Genomic DNA, 13,683 nt, shown 5'->3' with positions numbered 1-13,683 from the left:
GTAAGCTTCATGAAATGTGTCCCTGCTGTCGCCCCGCACCGAACAGGGCGGTTAATGTGAGCGCTCTGGTGCGCCCGGCAGTGAGGTTCTGCCCAAGGCCGCGCACCGACTGAGCGAGACCGGGCGCCTTGAGGGGAAGGTGCCGCGTGGCCCCGACGGAGGATTCGGACAACCGTGGACGCGCAAGGCCGTGGGCGGGCGGAGAACATCGACCCCGCAGACCAATGGGTACTCAATCCGGACACCGGCGAATACGAACTGCGACTGACCCCTTCCGCACCGCAGTCGCCGACGGTTCCGGGGCCCCGCCGTGCCGCACGCGGCGGGTCGCGCGGCCGCGGCGCGCAGGCACCGGCGTCCGCACCGTCGACCGCCCCGGGCCGTGAGGTCCCGCCCCAGCGGCGGCGCCGTTCGGTACCCGAGGAGCCGCCGCCCGGCCGTCGCGGGCGCCGGCCGGCGAAGAGGAAGTCGAAGGGCAAGAAGGTCCTGCTGTGGACCGGCGGCACCATGGCGTTCGTCGTCCTCGCCGTCGGCACGGCCGGATACCTCTATCTGGAGCACCTCAACGACAACATCAAGTCCGTCGCCGACGACGGCGCGAGCACCGGTGGCTTCCAGAAGGACAAGGCGATCAACATCCTGCTGATCGGCACGGACAAGCGCACCGGTGACGGCAACGAGGGCTACGGCGACACGGGCAGCGCGGGCCACGCCGACACCACGATCCTGCTGCACGTGGCCAAGGACCGCTCCAACGCCACCGCGCTCAGCATCCCCCGCGACCTGATCGTCGACATCCCCGACTGCCCGACCACCCAGGAGGACGGGTCCAAGAAGGTCATCCAGGGCTCCACCGGTGTCCGTTTCAACAGGAGCCTCGGCCAGAGCGGCCGTACGCCCAGCTGCACCATGCGCACCGTCACCGAGCTGACCGGGGTCACGCCCGACAACTTCATGGTGGCCGACTTCAACGCGGTCAAGACGCTCACCACGGCGGTCGACGGAGTCGAGGTGTGCCTGGCGAAGGCCATCGACGACCCGGACTCGCACCTGAACCTGCCCAAGGGCCCGCACACGATCGAGGGCGAGCAGGCGCTGGCCTTCGTACGCACCCGGCACTCCGTGGGCTTCGGTGGCGACCTGAGCCGCATCGAGATCCAGCAGCAGTTCCTCAGTTCGCTGATGCGCAAGCTCAAGTCCAACGACACGCTCACCAGTCCGTCGAAGATGGTGAAGCTGGCCGAGGCGGCGACCGAGGCGCTGACCGTCGACTCCAAGCTGGACAGCATTGGCAAGCTGAAGGACCTCGGGCTGGAGTTGGGCAAGCTCAACACCAAGAACCTGACCTTCGCCACGGTGCCGGTGGTCGACAACCCTGCCGAGAAGGTCAAGGCGACGGTCGTACTCCAGGAGGAGCCGGCCCAGCAGGTCTTCGACATGATCAAGAACGACGTCTCCTTCACCGAGGTCAAGAAGAAGGAGTCGGAGAAGGAGAAGAAGGAGAAGGCCGCGGTCGCCGCCCGCCTCGAGGGCGAGAAGTCCGAGCCCTCCGAGATCCGCGTCCGCGTACTCAACGGCGGCGCCTCCGGCGGCAGCGCCCAGCGGGAGCTGGCCTACCTCCAGACCAAGGCCGGCGTCACCAAGTCCGAGAACGCCGGCAACGCCCCGGCCGAGATCGCCAGAACCACCCTCGAATACGCCCCCGACCAGGCCGACCAGGCCCGCGCCCTCGCCGAGATCCTCGGCCTGTCCGGCGCCGCCATGAAACCCGGCGAGAGCGTCACCAACGCCCAGGGCCTGCCCACCATGACCCTCACCCTCGGCAAGGACTTCAAGGGCGCGGGAGTCAAACTCGACGCCGCCTCCGCAAAGGCGCCCGACGAGGCCCGGAAGTCCACGGCGGACAAGGTCGAGTGCGCGAAGTGACCTGAGGAGCCCCGAGCGCGTCTGACGGTACGACCGCCCGCGGTACGACTGTCATCTGTCATCGGTATGTCCGCCCATCGGGACGCCCATCAACGGTCCGGCCGGTTACGGCCGGGACGGCAGTAATCCGTCGGGACGTCCGTACAGCCAACACGAGGGCCCGTACGTCCAACTGTGCGAACAGGTCGCGTGCAGAGGCGCGTTCGCAGCCCGGGGGGGAGAGGGACATGACGCAGAGCAGTGTGCACGGGGAGGGAACACCATCGGGCGCCGTCCGGCACGCCCGCGGCGGCAGGGGCGCCAGGGAAGGCGGGTCCCGGGAGAGGGGCGGCGCGGACACGGGCGGACAGGGAGGCCCGGGCGGGCCCGGGGGCGGGGACGGCGGGCGATCCGGACGGCGACGCCCAGGGCGGCGGCACCGTGTGCTCCGCTGGTCCGCGACGACCCTCTCGGTCCTGGTACTCGGCACGGCCGGCACCGGATACCTCTACTACGAGCACCTGAACGGCAACATCGAGAAGGGCGAGCGCAGCAGCGGCGACTCCAAGGCGCGCCGGACCGAACCGAACGCGGCCGGGCAGACGCCCCTGAACATCCTGCTGATCGGCTCCGACAGCCGCGCCTCCGACGCCAACGTGGCGCTGGGAGGCAGCAGGGACACCCGCGACGAACCGCCGCGGGGCGACGTGCAGATGCTCGTCCACCTGTCGGCCGACCGCAAGAACGCCTCCGTCGTCAGCATCCCGCGCGACACCCGGGTCGACATACCCGAGTGCACCGACCCGGAGACCGGCAGGACCTACCCCGCGACCAATGCGATCATCACCAACTCGCTGGGCCGCGGCGGCGCCGGCTGCACCCTGGCCACCTGGGAGAACCTCACCGGGGTCTACATCGACCACTGGATGACGATCGATTTCGCGGGCGTGGTGTCGATGGCGGACGCCGTCGGCGGGGTCGAGGTCTGCGTGAACCAGAACGTGTGGGACCGCCCGCTCCCCGGCGTGCCCGGCGGCTCCGGCCTGAAGATGACCGCCGGCCCGAAGAAGGTGCGGGGCGAGCAGGCGCTCCAGTGGCTGCGCACCCGGCACGCCTGGGGCAGCGACGTGCTGCGGGCCCAGGCGCAGCACATGTACATGAACTCGATGATCCGCACCCTGAAGGGGCAGAACGTCTTCACCGACACCGGCAGGCTGATGGGCCTGGCGGACGCCGCGACGAAGTCCCTGGGGGTCTCCGAGGAGATCGGCACGGTCAAGAAGCTCTTCGACCTGGGCATGCAGCTCAAGACAGTACCCACCGACCGCATCACCATGACGACGATACCCACCGTCCAGGACCACCAGAACGAGAACCACCTGCTCCTGGACGGCGCCGACGCGGAGCGGATGTGGGCGATGCTGCGCGACGACGTGCCCTACGACGACGAGGGCGCCACGGACTCCGCCACCGGAAAGGACGCGGGGAAGGAAACGGGGAAGGGGGCAGGAGAGGACACCGACCGGAAGCCTCCCGGGGACTCCCCCGCCGTCGACTCCGAGATAGGCGTCCTCGTCCAGAACGCCACCCGCTCCGCCACGCTCGGTGCGGTCGGCGGCCGTGCGGGGGCGCTCGCCCAGGCGCTGGTGGAGAAGGGCTTCGACAGGGCGGCCAAGGACACCTCGGCCACGCTCTCCGAGGTAAGGACCGTGGTCCGTTATCCGAGCGGCGAGTTGGCGGGCGACGCCCGGCGCGTCGCCGAGGTGCTGGGAATTCCGGCGAGCGCGGTACGCAAGTCGACGGACGTGTCCGGGATCACGCTCGTGGTGGGAGCCGACTGGCGCTCGGGCACGTCCTATCCGGAACAGAAGAGGCCCGAGGCCGGAAACCTGCCGGAGAACAGCAACGCCCTCAACGGCTCGGACACCGACGAGTGCATGAACGTGTACAAGCCCTACCGATGGTAGGCCTTCCTGAGAATAGGAGGAATTGCCCTGTTGTAGGGGCGTCGAATTGTCACCTGTGTCGTTCGACGCTGAACTGGGCCGATAGTGTGAGCGCTCCAGTGCCCCCGCCGCGAGGTCCGCCCTGGCGTCGTGCACATGTTGACCCTTTATCGTGCGCCTTCCAGGGAAGGTGCCGCGTTGGCGCCGCCGGAGGATTGGGAGACCGTGGACGCGCAAGGACGTGGGCGGGCCGACAACGTCGATCCCGCAGACCAGTGGGTACTGAATCCGCGCACCGGTGAATACGAACTGCGACTGTCCCCTTCCGCACCGCAGTCGCCCGTCCCGGGCCCCCGCAGGAGCGCCCGCCGGTCAGGCGACGCCAGGGATTCCTCCGCCGCCGCCGACAACGGCAGCGCCGGCACGGCACGTCGCCGTACGGCCGCGCCCGGCCGCGAGGTCCCGCCCCAGCGACGGCGCCGGCCGGTGCCCGACGAGACGGTGCCGGGGCGGCGCGGGCGCCGCCGGCCGGAGAAGAAGAAGTCGAAGGGCGGCAAGGCCCTGCTGTGGGCCGGCGGCAGCACGGCGTTCGTGGTCCTCGTGGCCGGTGTCGGCGGCTACGTCTACCTCAAGCACCTCGAGGGCAACGTCACGACGACGGACGTCGGCAGCGCCGGCAGCAGCAGTTTCAAGAAGGACGAGGCCTTCAACATCCTCATCATCGGCACCGACAAGCGCACCGGCGCCGGCAACGAGGGCTACGGCGACGCGGGCAGCGTCGGCCACGCCGACACCACGATCCTGCTGCACGTGGCCAAGGACCGCTCCAACGCCACCGCGCTCAGCATCCCCCGCGACATGATCGTCGACATCCCCGACTGCGAGACCACGCAGGAGGACGGAACGAAGACGGTCGTCCCCGGGGAGCAGGGCGTCCGCTTCAACAGGAGCCTCGGCGAGGGCGGCCGGAACGCGGGCTGCACCATGCGCACGGTGAAGGAGGCGACCGGCATCCAGCCGCACCACTTCATGATGGCCGACTTCAACGCGGTCAAGACGCTGACCACCGCCGTCGACGGGGTCGAGGTCTGCGTGGAGAAGGCCGTCGACGACAAGAAGTCCAAACTCAAGCTGCCCGCGGGCGAGTCCGTCGTCAAGGGCGAGCAGGCCCTCGCGTTCGTCCGTACCCGGCACGCCTTCGGCAACGAGGGCGACCTGGACCGCATCGAGGTGCAGCAGCAGTTCCTGGGCTCGCTCATGCGGAAGATGTCCTCGAGCGACACCCTCACCAGCCCCACCAAGCTGGTGAAGCTGGCCGAGGCCGCGACCGAGGCCCTGACCGTGGACAAGCCCATCGGCAACGTGGGCACGCTCAAGGACATCGCTCTGGAGCTGAAGAAGGTGCCGACGAAGAACATCACGTTCACCACGGTGCCGGTGGTCGACAACCCCGCCGAGAAGGTCAAGGCGACGGTCGTGGCGAACGAGGCGAAGGCGCCCCAGGTCTTCGACATGATCGCGAACGACATCTCCTTCACCGAGGTCAAGCAGAAGGAGAAGAAGGAGGCCGCGGCCGTCTCCGCCCGCCTCAAGGGCGAGAAGGCCGACCCCTCCGAGGTCCGCGTCCGCGTACTCAACGGCGGCGCTCCGGCCGGCAGCGCTCAGGCGGAACTGGCCTACCTCCAGACCGAGGCCGGCGTCGCCAAGTCCGAGAACGCCGGCAACGCCCCGGCCCAGATCGCCAGAACCACCCTCGAATACGCCCCCGACCAGGCCGACCAGGCCCGCGCCCTCGCCGAGATCCTCGGCCTGTCCGGCGCCGCCATGAAACCCGGCGAGAGCGTCACCAACGCCCAGGGCCTGCCCACCATGACCCTCACCCTCGGCAAGGACTTCAAGGGCTCCGGAGTCAAGCTCAACGCGAAATCGATCAAGACGCCGGACCTGGAGAAGTCCACGGCCGACCAGAAGCAGTGCGCCAGTTGACCTGACGGGCCTGACGTACGTCTCACAGGACGGTGACGGGCCCGCGGTCTTGGCGCGGGGGTGGGGAGGGACGCGGACATGACGCGGAGCAGTGTGCAGGGGGAGAACACTCGGAAGGGCGCATCGGACGCCCCCGGTCGTGCGGAGACCCCCGTCGCGAGAGCGGACGGGACAGAGGGCACAGAGGGGGCAGAAGGCGAGGCGGGCACCCCGGGCGCCACAAGCGCCGCGGGCACCCCGAGCACCGCGGGCACCGACGACGGCGACGGCGGTGCCGAGGCTGTCAGACGCCGGCCCCGCAGGGGGCGCCGTGCGCTGCGCTGGACCGCGGTGACACTCGCCGTACTCATAGTGGGCACGGCGAGCGCCGGATACCTCTACTACGAGCACCTCAACGACAACATCAAGAAGGTCCCGCTGAACCTGGGCGACAGCAAGGTCGCCCCGCCGACACCGAACGCCGCCGGGCAGACCCCGCTGAACATCCTCGTGATCGGCTCGGACGCGCGCGACAACGAGGAGAACCAGCAACTCGGCGGCGCCCGCGAAACGTTCGGCTCCACCCCGCTGGCGGACGTGCAGATGCTGGTGCACCTGTCCGCCGACCGCAGCAACATGTCGGTCGTCAGCATGCCGCGCGACACCCTCGTCGAGATACCCAGGTGCACCGACCCCGACGACGGCAAGGTCTACCCGGCGAGCGAGGGCCGGACGATGACCAACCAGAGCCTGGGACACGGCGGTCCCGGCTGCACGGTGGCCACCTGGCAGGAGCTGACCGGCATCCACATCGACCACTTCATGATGGTCGACTTCGCGGGCGTGGTGTCGATGGCCGACGCCGTCGGCGGCGTCCCGGTCTGTGTGGACGCCAACATCCACTCGCGCGACAGCCAGGGCCACGGCTCCGGCCTGAAGCTGGAGAAGGGCACGCACCCCATCAAGGGCGAACAGGCCCTCCAGTGGCTGCGCACCCGCTACGGCTTCGAGGACGGCAGCGACCTGGCGCGGGCAGAGGCCCAGCACATGTACCTGAACTCGATGGTCCGGACGCTGCGCGAGAACGCGACCCTGAGCAGCCCGAACAAGCTGCGCAGGCTGGCCGAGGAGGCCACCGGGGCACTCACGGTCGACCCGGGCCTCGACACCGTCAAGAAGCTGTACGACCTCAGCAACGAGCTGCGCGGGGTGAAGCCGGAGCGCATCACCATGACCACGATGCCCAACCGGTACGTGGGCGCCCGCGTCGAGCCGACCGAGGACGCGGAGCAGCTGTTCCGGCTGGTGCGGGAGGACATCGCACTGGACGGCAAGGACGCGAAGAAGACGCCCGACGACGAGCCGAAGGTCTCGGACGACCCGGCCGCCGCCGACGACGAGATCGCGGTCCAGGTCCGCAACGGCACCCGCACCGACCGTCTCGGTGTGGCCCGCGGACGTGCGACCACGGTCGCCGGGCTACTGGTGGAGCAGGGCTTCGCCAAAGCGGTCGCCGACTCCTCGGTACTGCTCAGCGAGGACCGTACGGTCGTCCGCTACCCGAGCGCCGACCTGGAGGGGGACGCGCGGCGCATAGCCAAGTCGCTGGAAATTCCGAAGAGTTCGGTGAGCAGGTCGACCGGTGTCTCGGGCGTCACGCTCGTCGTCGGCGCCGACTGGCGCGAGGGCACGGCGTACAAGGCGCCCGCGACGGACGACAAGACCCCGGAGTCGGCCGAGGCCCTCAACGGTGCGGACGAGGATGCCTGCATGCACGTGAACCCGGCGTTCACCTGGTCCTGACGGCCGTCAACGCGCGTCGGCGGCGTCCGTGTCCGGCTGGACCGCCGGGCGCCGCGAGGCGATGACCCGCCGGGCCAGCGACCGCGGGCTGGTCAGGAAGCCCCAGCCCCACGACATGTGCATGGTCGCCAGCGCCACCGGGATCTGCGCCCGCGCCCTGAGCCCCAGCCCCTTGCCGGCCGGGACCGAGCCGGCCACGATCGCGGCCAGGTAGCCGCCGGGGATCACGAAGCCCCACGGGGTCAGCGCCGCGCCGACCACGACGCCGGCCGCGATGGCGCACACGGCCGTCGGCGGGGCGAGGTAGCGCAGGTTGATGGAGCCGGAGTGGTAGCGGGCGACGACGTGCCGCCAGCGGCCGTAGTCCTTGTACTGCTTGGCCAGCGCCCGCACACTCGGCCGCGGCCGGTAGGACACCTTCAGCTCCGGCGAGAACCAGATCAGACCGCCGGCCTCGCGGATGCGGAAGTTCAGCTCCCAGTCCTGGGCGCGGATGAACTCCACGTTGTAGCCGTCCTGCCGCTCCAGCGCCTCGCGGCGGAAGACCCCCAGGAAGACCGTCTCGGCGGGGCCCGCCGAGCCGCCCGTGTGGAAGACCGCGTTGCCCACGCCGATCTTCGACGTCATCGCGGCGGCGACGGCGTCCTCCCAGGCGGTCTCGCCCTCGGCGTGCATGATGCCGCCGACGTTCTGCGCGCCGGTCTCCTCCAGCAGCCGTACGGCCGTGGCGATGTAGTTCGGCGACAGCATGCCGTGGCCGTCGACGCGGACGACGACCGGATGGCGCGAGGCCTTGATCGCGGCGTTCAGCGCGGCGGGTGTGCGGCCGGTGGGATTCGGCACGGTGTGTACGCGCGGATCCTCGGCGACGAGTTCTGCGGCGATCTCGTCCGTACGGTCCGTGGAAGGACCGAGGGCGATCACGACCTCCATCTCGCCGGCGTACTCCTGGGCGAGGATGGCACGGACTGAGCCGCGCAGATGCCGCTCCTCGTTGAGGACGGGCATGATCACGGAAACGGCGGGCGGCCGCACGTCGGACTTGGCGTTCATCGGTGCTCACGTTACCGCGAACGGGGGACAAGAGTGCGCGCCGCGGGGGTCGCTGCCCCGGGCAGCAGATCGTATGGGCCTACGGTGCTCACGGATCCCACGTCCGGCCGCTCGGCCCGTCCCCGCGGAGGTGCCACCTTGCCCACGCCGCCCCGCTCCCCCCGGGTCCCGGCCGCGTCCCCCCGTGGCGGCCCGCCGCCGCGGCCCGGCGGCGCTCGTCCGTCCCGCCGCCCGCCGAGGCCCCCCGTACGACGGAAAAGGCCGCGCTGGGCCGTGCGGGCGGTGACGGCGCTGTCGGTGGTGGTGCTGGCCTCCGCGGGAATCGGACACGCCGTGCTCTCCGGCCTCGACGCGGACATCTCGCGGGTCGACGCGTTCAAGGACATGAAGAACCGGCCGCGGGCGGGTGACGGCATGAACATCCTGCTGGTCGGCACCGACGGCCGCGACCGCGTCAGCGAGGAGGAGCGGCAGAAGTACCACCTCGGCGGCGCCCCCTGCCGCTGCACCGACACGGTCATGATCGTGCACATCTCGGAGGACCGGGAGCGCGCCAGCGTCGTCAGCCTGCCGCGCGACTCGTACGCCGAGACACCCGACCACACCGACCGCACGACCGGCGAGCACCACAAGGGGCACCCCCTCAAGCTGAACGCGGCCTACGCCGAGGGCGGCCCGCAACTGACCATCCGCACCGTCGAGAACATGACCCGCGTGAAGATCGACCACTATCTCGAGGTCGACTTCACCAGTTTCATGAAGACGGTGGACGTCCTCGGCGGCGTGGAGATCTGCACCGTCGAGCCGCTCAAGGACAGCCACACGGGACTCGACCTGCCGGCCGGCACCCACCGGCTGATGGGCGGGCAGGCGCTGCAGTACGTCCGCGCCCGCCACCTCGACGGGGCCTCGGACCTGAGCCGGATGAAACGCCAGCAGCGTTTCCTGGCCGCCCTGATCGACCGGGCGACCTCCTCCGGGCTGCTGCTGAACCCGCTCAAGTTCCGCGACGTCACCCAGGCGGTACTGGGCTCGGTGCGGGCCGACAAGGGCTTCGGCACCGACGAGCTGCTGGCACTCGGGCGGGCGATGCGGAACTTCTCGCCGTCCTCGTCCGAGTTCACCACCGTGCCCATCGAGCAGATGGGCCACGACGTGAAGGGCGTCGGCTCGACCCTGAAGTGGGATGCGGCCGAGTCCGAGCGGATCTTCGACGCCCTGCGTGAGGACAGGCGGCTGGCCGTGCCCAAGCCGAAGCCCGAGGGGCCGGCGCCGGTACGGGTCCCGGTGGACCCGAAGCAGGTGCGGGTCCAGGTGGAGAACGGCACGCGCACGCCCGGGCTCGGCAAGCGGGTGGACGACGCGCTGGCCGCGGCCGGGTTCCGCACCACCCGGGCCCCCCGCAACGCCGTCGACCGCGCGGTCGAGCGGACCGTCATCGCCTTCGACCCCCGCTGGGACCGTTCGGCGAAGTCGCTGGCCGCCGCCCTGCCGGGCAGCGAGCTGCGACCGGCCGAGGGCCAGGGTCCGACGCTGAGGGTGATCGCGGGCGCCGGCTTCGAGAAGGTCGTGAAGGTGAGGCCGGCGGACCCGCCGCAGGAGTCGGGCACCGTGGTGCGCGGCGACGAGGTGGTCTGCGGGAAGCGGTGACGGGCGCCGGGCCGGGCCCGCGCACCGGTGTCAGTTGCCCTTGACGGTGACCTTCTCGTCGTTCTTCAGCTGCTCCACCAGCTGCTTCACCTTGGCGTCGTCCCATCTGAGGTTTCCGCCGACGCTGCCCGAGACCGGCATGTTCATCGACGTGCCGTCACCGCCGCTGACGCTCTTCATCGCCCAGAACATGCCCGCCAGGTCGAACAGGCCCATGTCCTTGTCGACGATGAGGGAGTCCAGGCCGGCACCCATGGTCGGGTACAGCTTGAACGGGTTGAGGACGGTCGACGGGGTGGCCACCTGGCTCGCCAGCGCCGACAGGAACTTCTGCTGGTTCTTCGTACGGTCCAGGTCGGAGCCGGCCAGCGCGTAGCGGGTGCGGACGAAGGCGAGGGCGTCCTCGCCGTTCAGGGTCTGCTTGCCCTTCTTGAGGTCCGCGCCGGACTTGGGGTCCTTGATGTCCTGCGGGATGTCCATCTCGACGCCGCCGACCGCGTCCACGATGTTCGCGAAGCCGGCGAAGCCGATCTCCACGTAGTGGTCCAGGCGCAGCCCGGTGTTGTGCTCGATGGTGCGCACCAGCAGCTCGGGGCCGTCCTCCGCGTACGCGGCGTTCAGCTTCACGCGCCGGCCCGTGCCCTCGTACTTCTTGCCGGACTCGGAGCCGACGAAGCTCGGGATCTCCACGTCCGAGTCACGGGGCAGCGAGATCAGCGTCGACCCGTTGTCCCCGGTGTGCAGGATCATCATCGAGTCGGTGCGCTTGCCCTCGGCGGAGCCGGTGTGCAGGTCCTTCTTCTGCTCGGCGGTCATGCCCTCGCGGCTGTCGGAGCCGACGATCAGGTAGTTCGTGCCCTCACCGGCCCCGGGCCGTTCGATGACCTTGGACAGGTCGACCTCGTGGTTGAGCTTGGAGTCGGCCCAGAAGTAGGTGCCGACGGTGGTCACGACCAGCGCGGTCACCACCGTGATCGCGGTCCACTTGATCCTGCGCCGCCAGTCCGGCGCGGGACGGCCCGGACCGGGACCGCCGGGGCCGGGACCCGGTCCGGAGCCGCCCCGGCCGCCGGGGCTGCCGTACACCTGGCCGGTGTTGTAGCCGCTGTCGTACGTGTCCTGGCCGCCGTGGCCCCGGCCGTCGACGTAGGAGGGCTGCTGCGGCACCGAGCCGCCGTAGGGCGGCGCCGAAGGGCCCGGGCCGGGCGGGGGCGCCTGGCCGCGGCGGACCTGTCGCATCACGCGGGCGCTCTCGGGCCGCGCGCTCGCGCTGCCGCGTCCGTACCGGCCGCCGCGGTTGTCACCGGTCGATGCCTCGGGCCAATCAGTCATGCGCACCAGTGTGCAGGTCCGCGCCACGGGCCATAAGGGCCGTCGGAAAATAAGGTCAGCGCTGTTGCGAAGCTGACACAAATTACTCCGATGTCGTCCCGGCATAAGGTGGATGCCATGACAGACCAGGCAGAACAGGCCTCAGCCGGGCACTCGGCGACTCCGGAGATCCCGGGCAAGCCGACGTCGGCGTCCCGCACCACCCTCAGCCACATCATGACCCACAGCGACACCAACCTCCTGGGCACGGTGCACGGCGGAGTGATCATGAAGCTCGTCGACGACGCGGCGGGCGCCGTGGCCGGACGGCATTCCGGCGGCCCCGCCGTCACCGCGTCGATGGACGAGATGGCGTTCCTCGAGCCGGTTCGCGTCGGCGACCTCGTCCATGTGAAGGCCCAGGTGAACTGGACCGGCCGCAGCTCCATGGAGGTCGGCGTCCGGGTCCTGGCCGAACGCTGGAACGAGTCCACCCCCGCCACCCAGGTCGGCTCGGCGTACCTGGTCTTCGCCGCGGTCGACGCGGACGGCAGGCCGCGGACGGTTCCGCCGGTCCTCCCGGAGACCGGGAAGGACAAGCGCCGCTACCAGGAGGCCCAGATCCGCCGCACCCATCGCCTGGCCCGTCGCCGCGCGATCATGGAGCTGCGGGAGCGGCGGGTGGCGGAGGGGTACGAGGACTGACCGTCCGGCCCGAAAAGCGTGAACGATCGGCCGCCATCGTCCCTCGGGCGCTCAGACGAGCGCCTCAAGGACACTGGCGGCCGGTCGTTCACGCTTTCTCACGAAGGGCCGAGGGCGCGGCCCGTGCGTCTCGCCCGGCCTTACGGCAGGTTGCGCGCCATGACGATGCGCTGGACCTGGTTCGTGCCCTCGTAGACCTGTGTGATCTTCGCGTCGCGCATCATGCGCTCCACCGGGTAGTCACGGGTGTAGCCGTAGCCGCCGAGGAGCTGGACCGCGTCCGTGGTGACCTCCATGGCCACGTCGGAGGCGAAGCACTTGGCGGCGGCGCCCTGGAAGGTGAGGTCCCCTTCTCCACCTCCGGCGGCGACGCGTTCCGACTTCGCCGCGGCGGCGTACGTCAGCTGGCGGGCGGCCTCGATCTTCATGGCCATGTCCGCGAGCATGAACTGGACGCCCTGGAAGTCGGCGATCGGCTTGCCGAACTGCTTGCGCTCCTTGACGTAGCCCTTGGCGTAGTCGAGGGCGCCCTGGGCGATGCCGAGGGCCTGGGCGGCGATGGTGATGCGGGTGTGGTCCAGCGTCTTCATCGCGGTGGCGAAGCCGGTGCCCTCCTCCCCGATCATGCGGTCGGCGGGGATGCGGACGTTGTCCAGATACACCTCGCGCGTGGGCGAGCCCTTGATGCCGAGCTTCCTCTCCGGCGCGCCGAAGGAGACGCCCTCGTCGGACTTCTCGACGACGAAGGCGGAGATGCCCTTGGAGCGCTTGGTGGGGTCGGTGACGGCCATCACCGTGTAGAACCGGGACTCGCCCGCGTTGGTGATCCAGCGCTTGACGCCGTTCAGGATCCAGTGGTCGCCGTCGCGGACCGCCTTGGTCTTCATGCCTGCCGCGTCGGAGCCCGCGTCGGGCTCGGAGAGGCAGTAGGAGAACATGCCGTCGCCCTTGGCGAGCGGGGCCATGTACTTCTTCTTCAGCTCCTCGGATCCGGAGAGGATCACCGGGAGGGAGCCGAGCTTGTTCACGGCGGGGATGAGGGAGGAGCTGGCGCAGACGCGGGCGACCTCCTCGATGACGATCACCGTGGCGAGGGCGTCGGCGCCCGCGCCCCCGTACTCCTCGGGTACGTGCACCGCGTGCAGGTCGTTCGCGGTCAGGGCGTCGAGGGCCTCCTGGGGAAAGCGGGCCTCCTCGTCCACCGCGGCGGCGTACGGCGCGATCTTCGCCTCGGCCAGCGCGCGGACGGCGTCCCGGAGCATGTCGTGCTCCTCGGACGGGCGGTACAGGTCGAAGTCAGCCGATCCGGCCAAGGTCTCTCACGCTCCAAAACGCTGTGATGCTG

9 protein-coding genes are annotated in these 13,683 nt (G+C 70.2%); 6 read left to right on the top strand and 3 right to left on the bottom strand.

Translation table 11 applies throughout. From position 1 onward, the window contains the following. The first annotated feature begins 174 nt into the window (after window positions 1–174). The 4 genes from ABEA26_RS31515 to ABEA26_RS31500 all read left to right on the top strand — a co-directional run bounded on the left by ABEA26_RS31515 (window position 175) and on the right by ABEA26_RS31500 (window position 7,619). The gene (locus ABEA26_RS31515) at window positions 175–1,926 is read left to right on the top strand and encodes an LCP family protein (RefSeq protein WP_345596922.1); all 1,752 of its coding nucleotides are present in this window, start codon (window positions 175–177) and stop codon (window positions 1,924–1,926) included. A gap of 227 nt (window positions 1,927–2,153) precedes the next feature. Next, window positions 2,154–3,872, top strand: coding sequence for an LCP family protein (locus ABEA26_RS31510; RefSeq protein WP_345596920.1), 1,719 nt, complete (start codon window positions 2,154–2,156; stop codon window positions 3,870–3,872). A 204-nt stretch (window positions 3,873–4,076) separates the two neighbouring features. Next, window positions 4,077–5,837: an LCP family protein gene (locus tag ABEA26_RS31505; protein ID WP_345596919.1), complete on the top strand. Its 1,761-nt coding sequence runs from the start codon at window positions 4,077–4,079 to the stop codon at window positions 5,835–5,837. A 78-nt stretch (window positions 5,838–5,915) separates the two neighbouring features. After that, complete coding sequence (locus ABEA26_RS31500) at window positions 5,916–7,619, top strand: LCP family protein (protein ID WP_345596917.1); 1,704 nt, start codon at window positions 5,916–5,918, stop codon at window positions 7,617–7,619. A gap of 6 nt (window positions 7,620–7,625) precedes the next feature. On the opposite strand, the gene ABEA26_RS31495 is transcribed toward ABEA26_RS31500, so the two are convergent. Then, window positions 7,626–8,672, bottom strand: coding sequence for a glycosyltransferase family 2 protein (locus ABEA26_RS31495; protein ID WP_345596916.1), 1,047 nt, complete (start codon window positions 8,670–8,672; stop codon window positions 7,626–7,628). Between the two features lie 138 nt (window positions 8,673–8,810). Here ABEA26_RS31495 and ABEA26_RS31490 point away from each other — a divergent pair, with 138 nt between their 5' ends. Continuing rightward, complete coding sequence (locus tag ABEA26_RS31490) at window positions 8,811–10,322, top strand: LCP family protein (RefSeq protein WP_486388983.1); 1,512 nt, start codon at window positions 8,811–8,813, stop codon at window positions 10,320–10,322. Between the two features lie 30 nt (window positions 10,323–10,352). Here ABEA26_RS31490 and ABEA26_RS31485 read toward each other — a convergent pair whose 3' ends face one another. Beyond that, window positions 10,353–11,654: an LCP family protein gene (locus ABEA26_RS31485; RefSeq protein WP_345596913.1), complete on the bottom strand. Its 1,302-nt coding sequence runs from the start codon at window positions 11,652–11,654 to the stop codon at window positions 10,353–10,355. Between the two features lie 117 nt (window positions 11,655–11,771). Between ABEA26_RS31485 and ABEA26_RS31480 the strand changes: the two genes are divergently transcribed. After that, the gene (locus ABEA26_RS31480) at window positions 11,772–12,338 is read left to right on the top strand and encodes an acyl-CoA thioesterase (protein WP_345596912.1); all 567 of its coding nucleotides are present in this window, start codon (window positions 11,772–11,774) and stop codon (window positions 12,336–12,338) included. Window positions 12,339–12,478: 140 nt separating this feature from the next. Here the strand turns inward: ABEA26_RS31480 and ABEA26_RS31475 are convergent, their stop codons facing one another. Beyond that, window positions 12,479–13,651 carry an acyl-CoA dehydrogenase family protein gene (locus tag ABEA26_RS31475; protein ID WP_345596911.1) on the bottom strand — a complete coding sequence of 391 codons (1,173 nt, stop codon included), beginning with the start codon at window positions 13,649–13,651 and terminating at the stop codon, window positions 12,479–12,481. Window positions 13,652–13,683 lie beyond the last annotated feature (32 nt).

This window comes from Streptomyces marokkonensis, from assembly GCF_039539045.1.
In the GTDB taxonomy this organism is placed as follows: domain Bacteria; phylum Actinomycetota; class Actinomycetes; order Streptomycetales; family Streptomycetaceae; genus Streptomyces; species Streptomyces marokkonensis.
The sequence above is the reverse complement of the archived record's forward strand: the minus strand, read 5'-3'. Positions and strand labels throughout refer to the sequence as shown.